Below are 14594 nucleotides of genomic sequence, written 5' to 3'. Positions count from 1 at the left end.
CCGCCCGCGCCACGCGCCCGCCCGCATCCCCCCGCCACGCGCCCGCCGCATCCCTCCACCCCGCCCCACCCCGGGCACGCCGGTATGACCGGTATGACAGGGTGTACGGGGTGGGCCCGCGCCGGGTGCGGGTCGGGGAAGGGAGGCGTGGGGCTTGCTGGGTGGTGGGCGTTGGGCGAGGGTCGCCGGGCAGGTGGGGCGCAGTGCCGTGGTCTGGGCGGCGTCCACCGTGACCATGCTCGTGCTCGCCGGGCTGCTGCCCGACTTCCAGTTGCAGTCCGCCGACGGTGACAGCGCGACCCGGATCGCCGTGACCGCCGCGCTCGGGGCCGGGGCGTTCGGCCTGCTGTCGGCTCTGGTGTGGCCGCTGCTCGTACGGCTGCTGCTGCTCGTGCCGGCCCTGCTGCTGGGGCTGCTGGTGTTCTTCCTCAACGGGTCGCTGCTGTGGCTCGCCCTGCGGATCAATCCGTCCGGCGACAGCGCTGCCGCTCCCGAGACCGCCGTCATCGTCGCCGCCGTGATGTCCGCCGTGGCCTCCGCGACCGGCGCCGCCCTCGCGGTGCGCGACGACGACGCCTACCGGCGCCGGCTGCTGCGGCTCGCCACCCGCCGGCGCCGGCACGGGCCGCCCTGCCCGTCCGGGCCCGGCACCGTCTTCCTCCAGCTCGACGGCGTCGGCCACGACGTGCTCCGTAGCGCCGTGGCCAAGGGGCTGATGCCGACCGTCGCCCGCTGGCTCGGCGAGCCCACCCACCGGCTCATCCCCTGGCGCACCGACTGGTCCAGCCAGACCGGCGCCAGCCAGCTCGGCATCCTGCACGGCTCCAACCACGACGTGCCCGCCTTCCGCTGGTACGAGAAGGACACGCGGGAGGTGATGGTCTGCAACCGGCCCTCCTCCGCCGCGGAGCTCCAGCGCCGCGCCGTCGGCCGCACCCGGGACGGCGGGCTGCTCACCGCCGACGGCGCCAGCCGCGGCAACCTCTTCAGCGGCGGGGCCGACGAGAACGCCCTCGTGCTGTCCGTGTCCGCCCGTATCGGCCGCGCCAACCGCTCCCGCGCCGGGTACTTCGCCTACTTCTCCGACCCGGCCAACGCCGTCCGCACCGCCCTCTCCTTCTTCGCCGAGGCCGGACGGGAGGTCGGCCAGTCCGTCCGGGCCCGGCTGCGCAAGCAGCAGCCGCGGGTCGGCCGCGGCGGCCTCTACCCCTTCGTGCGCGCCTTCGCCACCGTCGTCGAACGCGACGTCGTCGTGGCCGCCGTCATGGGCGACCTGCTGGCCGGCCGCACCGCCGTCTACGCCGACCTCGTCGCCTACGACGAGGTCGCCCACCACTCCGGCCCGGCGAGCCGGGACGCCGAGAAGGTGCTGCAGCGGCTCGACCGGTCCCTCGCGCTCGTCGAGAAGGCCGCCGAGCACGCCCCCCGGCCGTACCGGATCGTCGTGCTGTCCGATCACGGGCAGAGTCCCGGGGAGACGTTCCGCTCCCGCTACGGCCTCACCCTCGGTGAGCTGGTGCGCGCCGGCTGCGGGCTGCCCGTGCCGCGCCGCGCCCGGCGGACCCTTCCCCGGGCCCTCGGCTTCGTTCGGGCAGGGGACACCCCGAGCGGCGCCGAGGCCCGCAACGCCGTGCGTGCCGCGCTGCGCCGTCCCGTGGAGGAGGGCGGCGAGGAGTACCGGCCGCCCGGGCGGGGATCCGAGCCGGTCGTGCTCGCGTCCGGCAACCTCGGCCTGGTCTCCTTCCCGGACGTCCCCCACCGCATGACCCGGGAGGAGATCGACGCCCGCCACCCCGCGCTGCTGCCGGCCCTCGCCAACCATCCCGGCATCGGCTTCCTGCTCGTGCGCAGCGCGGAGCACGGCGGGGTGGTGCTCGGCGCGCGGGGGGCCGAGACACCCGTCGCGGAGTTGCAGGACGGCTGTGGGCCGCTCGCTCCCTTCGGGCCCGGCGCCGCCGACGCCGTGCGCCGCACCCACTCCTTCCCGCACACCGCCGACATCATGGTCAACTCCTTCCACGATCCCGCCGACGGCGAGGTGCTCGCCTTCGAGGAGCAGATCGGCTCCCACGGCGGGCTCGGCGGCGCCCAGAGCCGGCCCTTCCTGCTGTCGCCCCTGGCGCTGTCCCCGCCCGTGGCCGACGGGGTGGACCTCGTCGGCGCCGAGCACGTCCACCGGGTGCTGCGGCGCTGGCTGCGCGAGACGGACGGCCCCCAGGTGCCGGTGGACGATTCCCGGTCCGAGGTGCTGGAGAGCGCACCTTTTGCGGTGCCCGACCCGGCCGTACAGGACAAAAGCGCGTGATTTGGAGCGTCTCGAACCGGTGACCGACCATGGTCGGTCGTCCGGCGATCCCGGACACCGGCTCGGCCACCGGGCGGGCCGCCCGGCGATCCCGGGCACCAGCACGACGAGAGGCGCACCACCCCATGCACGACACCGGATCCGTCCAGGCTCCGGCCCCCGAGGCGACCGCACCCCGGCCCGCGTCGGCACCCGAGAAGCACGCCCGGCGCTTCGGGCTCCCCGTCGCCACCGCCCTGGTCATGGGCAACATCATCGGCGGCGGCATCTTCCTCCTCCCGGCCTCCGTGGCCCCCTTCGGCACCGTCAGTCTGCTCGCCTTCGGTGTCCTGACGCTCGGCGCGATCGCGCTGGCCCTGGTCTTCGGCCGGCTCGCCCAGCGCGACCCGCGCACCGGCGGCCCCTACGTCTACGCCCGCGAGGCCTTCGGCGACTTCGCCGGCTTCCTCGCCGCCTGGGCGTACTGGATCACCACCTGGGTCTCCAACGCGGCCCTCGCCGTCGCCGCCGTCGGCTACCTCGACGTGCTGATCCCGGTGAACGACCACAAGTGGAGCGCGTGCCTGGCCGCGCTGGCCATCCAGTGGCTGCCCGCCCTGTCCAACTTCGCCGGCAGCCGGTACGTCGGCGCCGTGCAGCTGATCTCCACGGTGCTGAAGTTCGCGCCGCTGCTGCTCGTCGCGGTCGGCGGCCTGTTCCACTTCGACGCGCACAACCTCGGGCCCTTCCGGGCGGGCGGCGGCAGCACGCTCGGCGCGATCTCCGCGTCCGCCGCGATCCTGCTCTTCTCCTACCTGGGCGTGGAGTCCGCCGCGGTCAGCGCCGGCGAGGTGCGCGACCCGCGCCGCAACGTCGGCCGCGCCACCGTGATCGGCACCGCCGGCGCCGCCCTGGTCTATCTGCTCGGCACGCTCGCGGTGTTCGGCACGGTCGCCCACGACAGGCTGGTGCACTCCACCGCCCCGTTCTCCGACGCCGTGAACGCCATGTTCGGCGGCTCCTGGGGCGGCTGGGCCGTCGCGCTCGCCGCCCTCGTGTCGATGACCGGCTGCCTCAACGGCTGGACCCTGCTGAGCGCCCAGACACCGTACGCGGCGGCCCGGGACGGGCTGTTCCCGGCCGCGTTCACCCGCAAGCGGCGCGGTGTGCCGACCGTCGGCGTCGGCGTCACGGTCGTCCTCGCCTCCCTGCTGACGATCTACAACTACACGGCCGGCTCGGCACGCGTCTTCGAGGTGCTCGTCCTGGTCACCACCTTCACCGCGACCGTCCCGTACCTGCTGGCCACCGCCGCGCAGATCCACCACCTCGCCCGGGGCGAGCAGGTCGACCGGGCGCGGCTGGTGCGCGACGCGGTCCTCGCCGCGCTCGCCTTCGGCTTCTCCCTCTGGCTCGTCGCGGGCGCCGGGTACGCGGCCGTCTACCAGGGCGTGCTGTTCCTCTTCGCGGGCGTCCCGGTGTACGCGTGGCTCGCGGCGCGGCGGCAGCGCAGGACGGTGTGAGGGGCCGGCCCTGCGCGTGCGGCGAGGGGAAATGTGATCGGATGGAGCCCTAGGGAAACCCGCTTGGGCGGGACCACACGCGAAAGGAAGAAACGTGGCCACCACGCGTTCCGCACACACCGTCTGGGAAGGCAACCTGCTCGAGGGCAACGGTGTCGTCACCTTCGACTCCTCCGGCATCGGTCAGCAGCCGGTGTCGTGGCCGTCGCGCGCCGAGCAGGCGAACGGCAAGACCAGCCCGGAGGAGCTGATCGCCGCCGCCCACTCCAGCTGCTTCTCCATGGCCCTCTCGCACGCCCTGGCCGGGGCGGGCAACGCGCCCACCAAGCTCGTCACGTCGGCCGACGTCACCTTCCAGCCGGGTGAGGGCATCACCGGCATCCACCTCACCGTCGAGGGCACCGTCCCCGGCATCGACAACGACGCCTTCGTCGCCGCCGCCCAGGACGCCAAGGCCAACTGCCCGGTCAGCCAGGCGCTGAAGGCCGTCCCGATCACCCTGGACGCGAAGCTCGCCTGAGCCCGCACCCCGCACACCGGCGCGGACCGCCCCCGGACCTCGGGGACGGTCCGCGCCGTCGTTTCCGGTCCCGGATCGTTCCTCGCCGAACGCCCTTCCTCCGCGTGCCCGCCGCAGCGGACCGGCGGTCCGGCCCCTCACGTCAGGCCCCTTACACGCTCCGACAGCGGGGCGAAAGAAGCCGTGGCTAGTTTTCTCCGCATCAGCCGCGGACGCGATCGTCCAGCGGTGAAACACCACGAGATGCCGAGAACGCCGGTGAGGGGAACGCCGCGTTCTTGAGAGAGGGGCTACCCACCGATGACGGTGACCACAAGTGCCTTCACCCCCGGTCTTCAGGAGCTCGGGTTCGTCCGGTCGGTCGACCGGCGCCTGCTCCACCGCCGGGCCCTGTCGGAAGTCTTCCTCACCGACACCGCGGCCGTGGACGGGCAGCGCTTTCTCGCGGGCGCACAACTCCCCTCCTCTCACGCCTACTTCACCGATCACGCCGGACACGCGGTCGTCGACCCGATGCTCCTCCTGGAGTGCGCCCGCCAGGCCGAGACCTGCGGCGCCCACCGTCACCTCGGCGTCGACGACGACACGAAATTCGTCCTCCAGTCGTGGTCGATGCGGCTGCCGGGCCTGTTCCACGCGCACTCCGGAGACCCGGCGGAGCTGACCATGGAGGTCACCACGGACCGCCCCGCCGGGGCCGGCGCACCCGCGCGTTCCGCCACCTACGACATGCGCTTCCTCCTCCTCGGCCAGGAGGTCGGCGAGGTGCGCATGGCGGTCGGCTACGTGTCCTCGGCGGCCTACTCCGTCATCCGGTCGAAGCGGCGCGGCAGCCCGCCCGTCTCGTCCGACGACGTCGCGGCGGTCCCGGCGACGGTCGACGCGCGAGACGTCGGGCGCGTGAGCCCCGTGAACGCCCTGCTGACCGACCCGGTGCGCGACGGTGACGGCATCGTCGCCGGCGTACGGATCCCCACGGACAACCCGAGCATGTTCGACCACGCGCAGGACCACCTGCCGGGGATGGTGCTCACGGAGGCCGCGCGGCAGGCAGCCCTGCTCTGCGGCGCCAGGCTCCTCGGGCGGCCCGCGGACGCCACCACGATGGCCGGCTTCGACCTCGGCTTCAGCAAGTTCGCCGAACTCGACGCGCCGACCACGGTCAGCGCGACCCCCGGCGACAAGAGCGACGGAATCCGGACCTTCCGGGTCGCCTTCCGGCAGAACGGTGAGGAGATCGCGTCCGGCACCGTGGACACCGCGGTCGTACCCGCCTCGCACCGGAGGGCCCGGTGAGCGCACGAGCGGCGGTGCTGGCCGGGCTCGGCGGCTGGCTGCCGCCGAACCGCGTCACCAACGACGACCTCGCCCGGGAGCTCGACACCAGCGACGAATGGATCACCACACGGACCGGCATCCGGCAGCGGTTCGTCGTCCCGCCGGGCCTGTCCACCTCGGGGGTGGCGGTCGAGGCGCGGGCGCGGGCCCTGGGTTCGGCGGGCGCCGACCGGGTGGACCTCCTCGTCCTCGCCACCAGCACCCCGGACCACCCGTGTCCGGCCACCGCGCCGGAGGTGGCCAGCCGCCTCGGGCTCGGCGAGATCCCCGCATTCGACGTCGCGGCCGTGTGCACGGGGTTCGTGTACGCGCTGGCCACCGCGTCGAGCATGATCAGCGCGGGGGTCGCCGACAGCGCGCTGGTGATCGGCGCCGACACCTTCTCCACCATCCTCGCCCCCGAGGACCGTACGACCAGGGCGATCTTCGGGGACGGCGCGGGGGCCGTGCTGCTGCGCGCCGGTCACCAGGGGGAACGCGGGGCGCTGCTCGGATTCGACCTGGGCAGTGACGGCTCCCAGGCCGACCTGATCACCGTGCCGGGCGGCGGGTCCGAGCATCGCTCGAAGGGGCTCGCCGAGCCGGGCGACGCGTTCTTCGCCATGCAGGGCCGCTCGGTGTTCCGCAACGCCGTGACACGGATGAGCGAATCGTCGCGGCGCCTGGCGAGACGCCTCGACTGGCCGGTCGAATCGGTCGACCGGCTCGTCGCCCACCAGGCGAACATCCGCATCCTGTCGGCCGTCGGCGCGGACCTCGGCCTGCCCGAGGAGAAGGTGGTCGCCAACCTCGACCGGGTCGGCAACACCGTCGCCGCCTCCATCCCGCTGGCGCTGACGGACGCGGTGGCCACGGGTTCGGTCACCCCCGGCCACCGGCTGCTGCTGTGCGGCTTCGGCGGGGGCCTCACCTGGGGAGCCGCGGCTCTGGAATTCCCCGAACTGTCCGTCGAACCACTGCCCTACACCCCCGCCCCGGCCGAACTCGCCCACGCGGGCTAGCCGGCTCGGGTCCGTGACCCGCGAACGCCGGCCGGACCACCCGTCCCAGACGACGACGCACCGAAGAAGAAGGCGAAACCATGAGCGCGATACACGAAAAGCTGACCGGTCTCCTCGTCACCCAGCTCGGCGTGCCCGCCGGGAAGGTCGAAGCGGGCATCAGCTACAAGGATCTCGGCCTCGACTCGCTCGCACTGATCGAGCTCACCATGATCCTCAACAAGGAGCTGGGGACCGACCTCGGCGACGACCTCCTCCAGGGCGAGACGACGATCGCCGAGACCGTCGAGCTCATCGAGTCCCAGGGCGTGCGGGCGTGACCGACTCGTCCAAGGGGGCCGTGGCGATCACGGGTCTCGGACTCGTGACCGCGGCCGGCCTCGACACCCGGTCGAGCTGGGAACGGGTGGTCTCCGGTCGGCCGACCGCCGCCCTCGATCCCGAACTCGCCGGTCTCCCGGTCGACTTCTCCTGCCGTGTGCCCGGCTTCGACGCCGGGGCACTGCTCGGGCCGGGCAGTGCATGGCGCCTGGACCGCTTCACGCAGCTGGCGATCGTGGCCTGCCGTCAGGCGGTGGCCGACGCGGGCCTCGACCCGGAGAGCTGGGACGGCACCCGGGTCGGTGTCATCGTCGGCAACTCCCTCGGCGGCACGGCCACCTGGGAGGAGCAGCACCGCCGGTTCCTGCGGGACGGGCCGAAAAGCGTCTCCCCGCTGACGGTCCCCATGGGGATGTCGAACATGGTCGCCGGCCACCTGGCCATCGACGTCAAGGCGTACGGGCCGAGCATGGTCACGTCCACCGCCTGCGCGTCAGGGAGCAACGCGATCGGCCTGGCCCGGGATCTGCTGCGGTCCGGCACCTGCGACGTGGTGCTCGCCGGAGGGGCCGAGGCCGCGCTGACACCCGCGACCATCACCGGCCTGACCCGGATGGGCGGGCTGTCGGGGCGGCGTGAGGACCCGGCCGCCGCGTCCCGGCCGTTCGACGTGACCCGTGACGGTTTCGTCGCCGCGGAGGGCGCGGGGATCCTCGTACTGGAGCGGCCCGAGGACGCGAGGGCGCGGGGTGCGCGGGTGTACGCCGACGTCGTGGGCTTCGGCTGGTCGTCCGACGCACACCACGCCACCGCCCCCGACCCGAGCGGTGCGGGCATGGAACGTGCGCTGCGCGCCGCACTCGCCGACGCGGGGGTCGGCGCGGGCGACGTGGACCACGTGAACGCGCACGGCACGTCCACTCCGCTCAACGACGTCACCGAGGGGCGCGTGCTGCGCCGGGTACTGGGCGAGCGCCCGCTGGTCACCTCGACGAAGGGCGTCACCGGGCACGCGCTGGCGGCGGCCGGCGCCATCGAGGCCGCCTTCACCGCGCTGGCCCTGCACCAGCGGCTGGTCCCTCCGACGGCCAACCTCACCGAGCTCGATCCCGAGATCGACCTCGACATTGCGACGGGCACGGCGGCCAAGGCGGACCTGAAGGTCGCGGTGAGCACGTCACTCGGATTCGGCGGGCACAACGCCGCACTCGTACTCGCGGCCACCTGACAACAGAGGGAGGAAGAAGTGCGCCTGAGGAATCTGGGCAACACGGACATCAAAATCGGCAGCGTCGGCCTCGGGTGCATGGGCATGAGCTGGCTCTACCAGGAGTCCGCCCGGGACGACGAACGGTCCATCCGGGTCATCAACGAGGCACTCGACCTGGGCGGCAACCTGCTGGACACGGCCGACCTCTACGGGGCCGGCCACAACGAGACGCTGCTGGGAAGAGCCGTCGCGAGCCGCAGGGACGAGGCCGTCGTCGCGACGAAGTTCGGCATCGTCCTGGACGACCTGAAGGCGCGGCAGGCCCACCGTGACAACTCCCCGGCCTATCTGCGCGCGGCGGTCGACGCCAGCCTGCGGCGGCTGAACACCGACGTCATCGACCTGTACTACGTCCACCGCATCGACCCGGCCGTACCGCTGGCTCAGACCTGGGGCGCGATGGCGGAACTCGTCGAACAGGGCAAGGTGCGCTGGCTCGGCCTGTCCGAGCCGACCGTGGCACAGGCCCGGGAGGCGCACGCCATCCACCCGGTGACCGCCGTCCAGTCCGAGCTGTCGCTGTGGACGCGCGACGCCCTGGAGGGCGAGGCGGGCGGCGTGGTCGGCTGGTGCGAGAGCGTGGGAGCGAGCTTCATTCCGTTCGCTCCGCTGGGCCGTGGCTTCCTCACCGGGACACTGCACGCGGACCAGTTCGAGGACAGCGACTTCCGCGCCGCCCACCCGCGTTTCCACCGCGCCGCGATGGAGGCCAACCAGCGCATCGTCGACGTGGTCCGCGAGGTGGCCGACCGCCGTGCGGTCACGCCCGCCCAGGTCGCCATCGCCTGGACGCTCACCCAGGGCGAACGGGTGGTGCCGATCCCCGGCACGAAGAACTCCCGCTATCTGCGGGAGAACCTGGCCGCGGCGGAGGTTCACCTCACGGCGCAGGACCTGGCCGACCTCGACGCGCTGCCCCCGGCCCAGGGAAGCAGGTACTGAGCCCATGAGCGGCACCAGCCGACTCCTTCGGAGCGAACAGGTGAGCAGCCCCGCGCGGCCGGTCCGGATCGCGTTCTTCGACGTCGACGAGACGCTCATAGGCCTCAAGAGCATGTTCTCCTTCCTGGAGTTCCATCTCGCCGACCAGGAGCGCTACCGGGCGGCCTCGGACGCCCTGACGCGCGCGGCACGGGCCGGCGTGCCCCGCGAGGAGACCAACCGGGCCTACTTCCGCAACTACGCCGGGATGGAGCCGGCGGCGGTCGCCGAGAGCGGGCGGCGCTGGTTCGCCGGCGCCCACCGGCGCGCCGGGTTCTTCCACCGGGAAGCCGTGCGCGAACTGCGCCGGCTCCAGGCCGGGGGATACCGCATCGCTCTGGTCTCCGGTTCGTTCCGGGCCTGCCTCGAGCCCATCGCGGAGTACCTCGGCGCCGACCACGTGCTGTGCAGCGAGCCCGAGGTGGTCGCCGGCCGCTACACGGGCGAGGTGCTCAGCACCGTGATCGGTGAGGGGAAGGCCACGGCCGCCCGCGCCCTGATGGACCGTTCGGGGGCACGCCCCGAGGGGTGTGTGGCCTACGGCGATCACGCCTCCGACCTGCCGCTGCTGGCCAGTGTGGGCCGGGCCGGGGTCGTCGGGGGCGACCCGGTGCTCGTGGAGCACGCCGGCCGCAACGGCTGGGCGAGGCTCCCCGCAGCCGTCGGGCCCGCGGCGGCGGCACAGGGGAGCGCCGCCGCGGACCCGGCCCCCGGCCGGCCTGCCCGGCCGGCTGCCTCCACGCCACCGCCCCCATCCGCTTCGTCCACGTCCAGCACGGAGGAACTCACAGATGCGACTCGGTAACGGGCTGGGGATCCGGGCCGTCACGACCTGGCTGCCGCAGACGGTCGAAACCGCCCAGGACGCCCTCGCCCGCGGCAGGATCGGCGACCAGGACCTGGTGAACACCGGTGTCACCGAGGTCCCGGTCGCGGACACGGACTCGGCACCGGACATGGCGGTGGCGGCGGCCCGGGACGCGCTCGCCGCCGCCGGCTGGGACGGGGCCGACCTCGGCTTCACCACCCACGCCTGGATCCACCACCAGGGGCACGACTTCTGGTCGCCCGCGCACTACGTGGCGCACCGCGTCGGCGCGGTGCGCGGGGTGCCCCTGGGCATCCAGGTGATGTGCAACGGCGGCGGAACCGCCCTCGAAGCGGCCGCGTCCCGGCTGCTGGCCGACCCCGCCACGGGCTCCGCGCTCGTCACCACCGGCGACCGGTTCCCCGACGAGGGGTTCGATCGCTGGGCCGGCGACTACGGCGTCTTCTACGGCGACGGAGCCACCGCCCTGCTGCTGCACGAACGCGACGACAGCGTCGACGAGTTCACCCTGCTGGGGCTGTCCAGCGCCGCGGTCTCGGAAGCCGAAGGGCTGCACCGCGGCCGGGACGAGTTCACCCCGGCCGCCCGGTGGCTCAGCGACCGGATCGACGTCAGGCGCACGAAGAAGGCGTACATCACCGACGTCGGCCTCGACGGCTTCTACAGCGGGGCCCGGAATGCGCTGCGCACCATCGTCACCACGGCGCTGGAAGAGGCCGGCATCGGCCTGGACGACCCGCGCCTCCGCGTCCTTGCTCTTCCCCGGGTCGGCATCAAGGTCCGGCGGGAGACCTACCATCCGGCGGTCGAAGGCCTGACCAAGGCGCAGATCGTCGAACTGGGCGCCCGCACCGGCCACTTGGGCGCCGGTGACATGGCGGCGAACCTGACGGCGATCCGCGAGCAGGAACTGCTCGCACCCGGCGACATCGCCCTCGCGATCTCGGCGGGCGGAGGATTCGGCTTCACCTGCGCCGTCGTCGCCCGGCCCGCCCGCTGACCCGCCTCACCCTCCTTCTCCGCACACCCCCATCACCCCCCCCACGAAAGGGAAACGCTTCATGAGCACGGCCCGTCCGGACACCGCACGCGGTAATCCGACGCTCACTCTCGCCGCGGTGTGTCTCGCCGTCCTGGTCCTGCCCGCCTCGCTGACCGGCACCTCCGTCGCCCTGCCGGACATCAGCTCCACGCTCCACGTCGGGCTCGCGCCGCTGCAGTGGGTGGTCAACGCCTACAACCTCGCCTTCGCCTGCTTCATGCTCGGCTGCGGCTCGCTCGCGGACATCCTGGGCCGGCGGCGGATGTTCGCCGCCGGTACCGTCCTGTTCGCCCTGTCCAGCCTGGCCAGCGCCGTGACGTCGAGCATCGTCGTGCTCGACGTGGCCCGTGCGCTCGCCGGACTCGGGGCCGCCGCGGTGATGACGGCGGGCGCCGCGATGCTCGCCACGACGTTCCAGGGCGCCGCGCAGGCCCGCGCTTTCGCGGTCCTCGGCTCGTCGGCCGGCGCCGGTCTGGCGCTCGGCCCCTCGACCGCGGGTGCGCTCGTCAACGCCTTCGGCTGGCGTGCGGTGTTCCTGTCGCACCTGGTCGTCGCCGTGATCGTGCTGGTCGCGGTGCCGGTGATGCCCGAGTCGAGGAACCCCGCAGCGACCAAGGTCGACTGGGCCGGCACCACGACCTTCACCCTGTCGCTGTTCTGCCTGATGTTCGCCATCGTCCAGGGCCCGCAGCAGGGCTGGACCAGTGGTACGACGCTGCTGCTGTTCGCCGCCGCGGCCGTGCTGATGGCCCTGTTCGCCGTCGCCGAACTGCGCCAGCGGCAGCCCATGTTCCAGCTCTCGCTGCTGAGGGAGGGCCGCTTCATGGCGGTCTCGCTGATCCCCGTCGCGCTGTCCTTCAGCTTCGTGTGTCTGCTGGTGCTCCTGCCGACGTACTTCACCGGAGCGGCGGGCATGAGCATCAACGCCTCGGGCGCCACGATGATGCTGCTCACCCTGCCCGTCCTGGTGGCGCCGCTCGTCGTCAGCAAGCTGGTCAAGAACGGGGTCTCCACCCGGCTCGTGCTCACCCTGAGCCTCGTGGTCGCCGCGGTGGGCGCCGGCTGGCTCACGCTGATCGCCCCCGACGTGTCGGTGGCCTCGCTGGCCGGTCCGCTGCTGCTGCTCGGCGTCTCGATGGGCATGACGGCCGGTCTCGTCGACGGCGTCGCCATCACGTCCGTGGAGCCCGCCCAGGCGGGTGCCGCCGCGGGCATGTTCAACACGATGCGCCTGGCCGGTGAGGCGTTCGCCATCGCCGTGATGAGCGCCGTGCTGCTCAACTCGACGCGCTCGCACATCGCCGACGGCCTGCCGGGCGTACCCGGCGCGCGGGGCGCCGACGCGGGCGCCCTGGCCGACCGCGTGATCGGCGGTGACCTGGCCGGAGCCGCCGGCACCGTCGCCGGCTCCGCCCGCTCCGGCTTCCGTGACCTGCTGACCGGCAGCTACACCGACGGTCTGCACCTCGTCCTGTGGGTGGTCGCCGCCATCTGCGCCGCGAGCGCCGTGCTGGTGGGCGTCATGCTGCGCGAGCCCGCCCAGCAGGCCGAGCCCGCCGAGCCCGCCGCCGAGAAGGCCGCCGTATGACCACCCCGGCGGGTTCGCTGCCGGTCCTCGTCACCGGGGCGGGGCCGGCCGGACTGACCGCGGCGACCGAACTCGTCCGGCGTGGCGTACCGGTCCGCTGCGTGGACAAGGCCGACGGCCCCTCCACCCTGTCCAAGGCGCTGGGCCTGTGGCCGCGGACCGTCGAGCTGATCCACCGGGTCGGAGGGGAGGACCTGCTCGCCGCCCGCGCGCTGCCCCAGTCGCAGATGCGGTACTACTCCGACGGAAAGGTCATCGCAGACCTGCGCTACCGTCCCCGGACCCGGCCGCTGATCTGTCCGCAGCCGGACATCGAGGAGGTGCTGCGGGCCAACCTCGCCACCGCCGGGGGCGCCGTGGAATGGGCGACCGAACTGCTCGGCTTCGAACAGCTCGGCGACCGGGTGCGGGCCAGGCTGCGCGGCCCGGACGGCACCGAACGCGAGGAGGAGTTCGCCTACCTGGTGGGAGCGGACGGGGCGAGCAGCACCGTCCGCGGACACCTGGGCGTCGGCTTCGAGGGCTCCACGTACGAACTGCGGTTCGTGGTGGCCGACGTGAGGGTCGACACGCGTTTCGACCACCGCATGACGCACTACTTCTGCTCGCCCCGGGGCATCCTCGTGGCGTGCGGTCTGCCGGACGGGCGCTGGCGCGTGTTCACCTCGGCGCCCCCCGGAGTCACCCAGGAGGACATCGGCCTCGCGGCGGTACAGCGCCTGGTCGACGAGCGCGGGCCGGGCGGCATCCGGCTGAGCGACCCCGACTGGATCAGCGTCTTCAACGTGCACGCCCGGCACGCCGAGACGACCCGGGTCGGCCGCGTCTTCCTGATCGGGGACGCCGCGCACATTCACAGCCCGGCAGGCGGTCAGGGGCTCAACACCGGCGTCAACGACGCCCACAACCTGGCGTGGAAGCTCGCACTCGTCTGGCACGGGCGCAGCGCGCAGCAGCTGCTGGACACCTATGCCGGCGAGCGCGGGGAGGTGGCGCGCGCAGTGGTGCGTCAGGCCGACGTGCAGACCAGGCTGTGGCTGCTGCGCAAGCGGCACCAGGTCGTGCTGCGGGACAACGCGCTGCGGGTCGCCTCCGCCCTGCGCCTGTTCGACATCGCCTACATACCCTGGCTCGCCGGTCTGCGGACGAAGTACCGCGCCGAAGCCGCGGCCGGAGGCAAGGCCGCGGGATTCGTGCCCGGCGCGCTGGTGCCGCAGCCGCTGCGCGGCCGCCTCGACGACCTGCGGCACACGGTGATCGTCGCCGGGCAGCCGGACGAGGAGACGCGGGAGCTGACACGGTGGTGCGCGGACCGGCTCGACGTGGTCCTCGACATCCGTACCGTGGCACACCGCGGCCGGCCGGCCCTGGTGCTCGCCCGGCCGGACGGCCACGTGGACATGACCACCAGGGACGCCGCAGCGATGCGGGCGCGCCTGACCGACCTGTTCCGGCCCCTGCTGGGGACCCGGCACGAGGAACAAGAGAAAGTGAAGGCACACACGGCATGAGTCTCATTCCGGACAGTCACCGGGACCTGCTGGAACGGCCGCTCTTCGGCCACCTGGCCACGATCCGCCGGGCGGGCGGACCTCAGGTCAACCCGATGTGGTTCTCGTGGGACGGCGAGTACATCCGCTTCACCAACACCACGATCCGTTACAAGTACAAGAACATCACGGCGAACCCCCAGGTCGCGGTCTCGGTCAACGACCCGGAGCAGCCCTACCGCTACCTGGAGATCCGCGGCGAGGTGGTCCGGATCGACGACGACTCCTCCGCCGAGTTCTTCGCGCAGCTCGCCGAGCGGTACGGCATGAAGCTGGACGGCCCGCCGCCGGACGCCGAACACCGGATCGTGTACGTCGTCAAGCCCACGTCGGTCAGCTACCAGTAG

The 14594-nt window shown here is 73.0% G+C and carries 13 protein-coding genes; all 13 read left to right on the top strand.

What is annotated here, in order from left to right:
- The first annotated feature begins 157 nt into the window (after positions 1 to 157).
- Entirely contained in the window at positions 158 to 2305 is a 2148-nt protein-coding gene (locus AC0B9F_RS07805; protein ID WP_472000873.1) for a phage holin family protein, read from the top strand.
- Positions 2306 to 2430: 125 nt separating this feature from the next.
- Positions 2431 to 3807, top strand: a complete 1377-nt coding sequence (locus tag AC0B9F_RS07800) for an amino acid permease (protein WP_471999673.1) — start codon at positions 2431 to 2433, stop codon at positions 3805 to 3807.
- Between the two features lie 94 nt (positions 3808 to 3901).
- On the top strand, positions 3902 to 4327 hold the full coding sequence (locus tag AC0B9F_RS07795; RefSeq protein ID WP_471999671.1) for an OsmC family protein: 426 nt from the start codon (positions 3902 to 3904) through the stop codon (positions 4325 to 4327).
- Between the two features lie 300 nt (positions 4328 to 4627).
- Complete coding sequence (locus AC0B9F_RS07790; RefSeq protein ID WP_471999669.1) at positions 4628 to 5623, top strand: AfsA-related hotdog domain-containing protein; 996 nt, start codon at positions 4628 to 4630, stop codon at positions 5621 to 5623.
- Positions 5620 to 6666, top strand: a complete 1047-nt coding sequence (locus tag AC0B9F_RS07785; protein ID WP_471999666.1) for a beta-ketoacyl-ACP synthase III — start codon at positions 5620 to 5622, stop codon at positions 6664 to 6666. Before AC0B9F_RS07790 ends, AC0B9F_RS07785 begins: the two co-directional genes overlap by 4 nt.
- 80 nt (positions 6667 to 6746) lie before the next feature.
- Positions 6747 to 6986, top strand: a complete 240-nt coding sequence (locus AC0B9F_RS07780) for an acyl carrier protein (RefSeq protein ID WP_471999664.1) — start codon at positions 6747 to 6749, stop codon at positions 6984 to 6986.
- Entirely contained in the window at positions 6983 to 8215 is a 1233-nt protein-coding gene (locus AC0B9F_RS07775) for a beta-ketoacyl-[acyl-carrier-protein] synthase family protein (RefSeq protein ID WP_471999662.1), read from the top strand. The genes AC0B9F_RS07780 and AC0B9F_RS07775 overlap by 4 nt, the downstream gene beginning before the upstream one ends.
- Before the next feature lie 18 nt (positions 8216 to 8233).
- Positions 8234 to 9199 carry an aldo/keto reductase gene (locus tag AC0B9F_RS07770; RefSeq protein ID WP_471999660.1) on the top strand — a complete coding sequence of 322 codons (966 nt, stop codon included), beginning with the start codon at positions 8234 to 8236 and terminating at the stop codon, positions 9197 to 9199.
- 4 nt (positions 9200 to 9203) lie between these two features.
- On the top strand, positions 9204 to 10043 hold the full coding sequence (locus tag AC0B9F_RS07765; RefSeq protein ID WP_471999658.1) for an HAD family hydrolase: 840 nt from the start codon (positions 9204 to 9206) through the stop codon (positions 10041 to 10043).
- On the top strand, positions 10030 to 11067 hold the full coding sequence (locus AC0B9F_RS07760; protein WP_471999656.1) for a beta-ketoacyl-[acyl-carrier-protein] synthase family protein: 1038 nt from the start codon (positions 10030 to 10032) through the stop codon (positions 11065 to 11067). Before AC0B9F_RS07765 ends, AC0B9F_RS07760 begins: the two co-directional genes overlap by 14 nt.
- 61 nt (positions 11068 to 11128) lie before the next feature.
- Positions 11129 to 12697 (top strand): MFS transporter, encoded by a 1569-nt coding sequence (locus tag AC0B9F_RS07755; RefSeq protein WP_471999654.1) that lies wholly within the window; start codon positions 11129 to 11131, stop codon positions 12695 to 12697.
- On the top strand, positions 12694 to 14208 hold the full coding sequence (locus AC0B9F_RS07750; RefSeq protein WP_471999652.1) for an FAD-dependent monooxygenase: 1515 nt from the start codon (positions 12694 to 12696) through the stop codon (positions 14206 to 14208). The genes AC0B9F_RS07755 and AC0B9F_RS07750 overlap by 4 nt, the downstream gene beginning before the upstream one ends.
- Entirely contained in the window at positions 14205 to 14594 is a 390-nt protein-coding gene (locus tag AC0B9F_RS07745; protein WP_390743604.1) for a PPOX class F420-dependent oxidoreductase, read from the top strand. Before AC0B9F_RS07750 ends, AC0B9F_RS07745 begins: the two co-directional genes overlap by 4 nt.

It is taken from the genome of Streptomyces sp. NPDC097129 (genome assembly GCF_055668065.1).
The sequence above is the reverse complement of the archived record's forward strand: the minus strand, read 5'-3'. Positions and strand labels throughout refer to the sequence as shown.

Excerpts from the sequence above, each read along its gene's own strand:
- AC0B9F_RS07800 (WP_471999673.1), top strand. The coding sequence starts at position 2,431 with ATGCACGACACCGGATCCGTCCAGGCTCCGGCCCCCGAGGCGACCGCA.
- AC0B9F_RS07790 (WP_471999669.1), top strand. The coding sequence starts at position 4,628 with ATGACGGTGACCACAAGTGCCTTCACCCCCGGTCTTCAGGAGCTCGGG.
- AC0B9F_RS07780 (WP_471999664.1), top strand. The coding sequence starts at position 6,747 with ATGAGCGCGATACACGAAAAGCTGACCGGTCTCCTCGTCACCCAGCTC.
- AC0B9F_RS07765 (WP_471999658.1), top strand. The coding sequence starts at position 9,204 with ATGAGCGGCACCAGCCGACTCCTTCGGAGCGAACAGGTGAGCAGCCCC.
- AC0B9F_RS07760 (WP_471999656.1), top strand. The coding sequence starts at position 10,030 with ATGCGACTCGGTAACGGGCTGGGGATCCGGGCCGTCACGACCTGGCTG.
- AC0B9F_RS07755 (WP_471999654.1), top strand. The coding sequence starts at position 11,129 with ATGAGCACGGCCCGTCCGGACACCGCACGCGGTAATCCGACGCTCACT.
- AC0B9F_RS07750 (WP_471999652.1), top strand. The coding sequence starts at position 12,694 with ATGACCACCCCGGCGGGTTCGCTGCCGGTCCTCGTCACCGGGGCGGGG.
- AC0B9F_RS07745 (WP_390743604.1), top strand. The coding sequence starts at position 14,205 with ATGAGTCTCATTCCGGACAGTCACCGGGACCTGCTGGAACGGCCGCTC.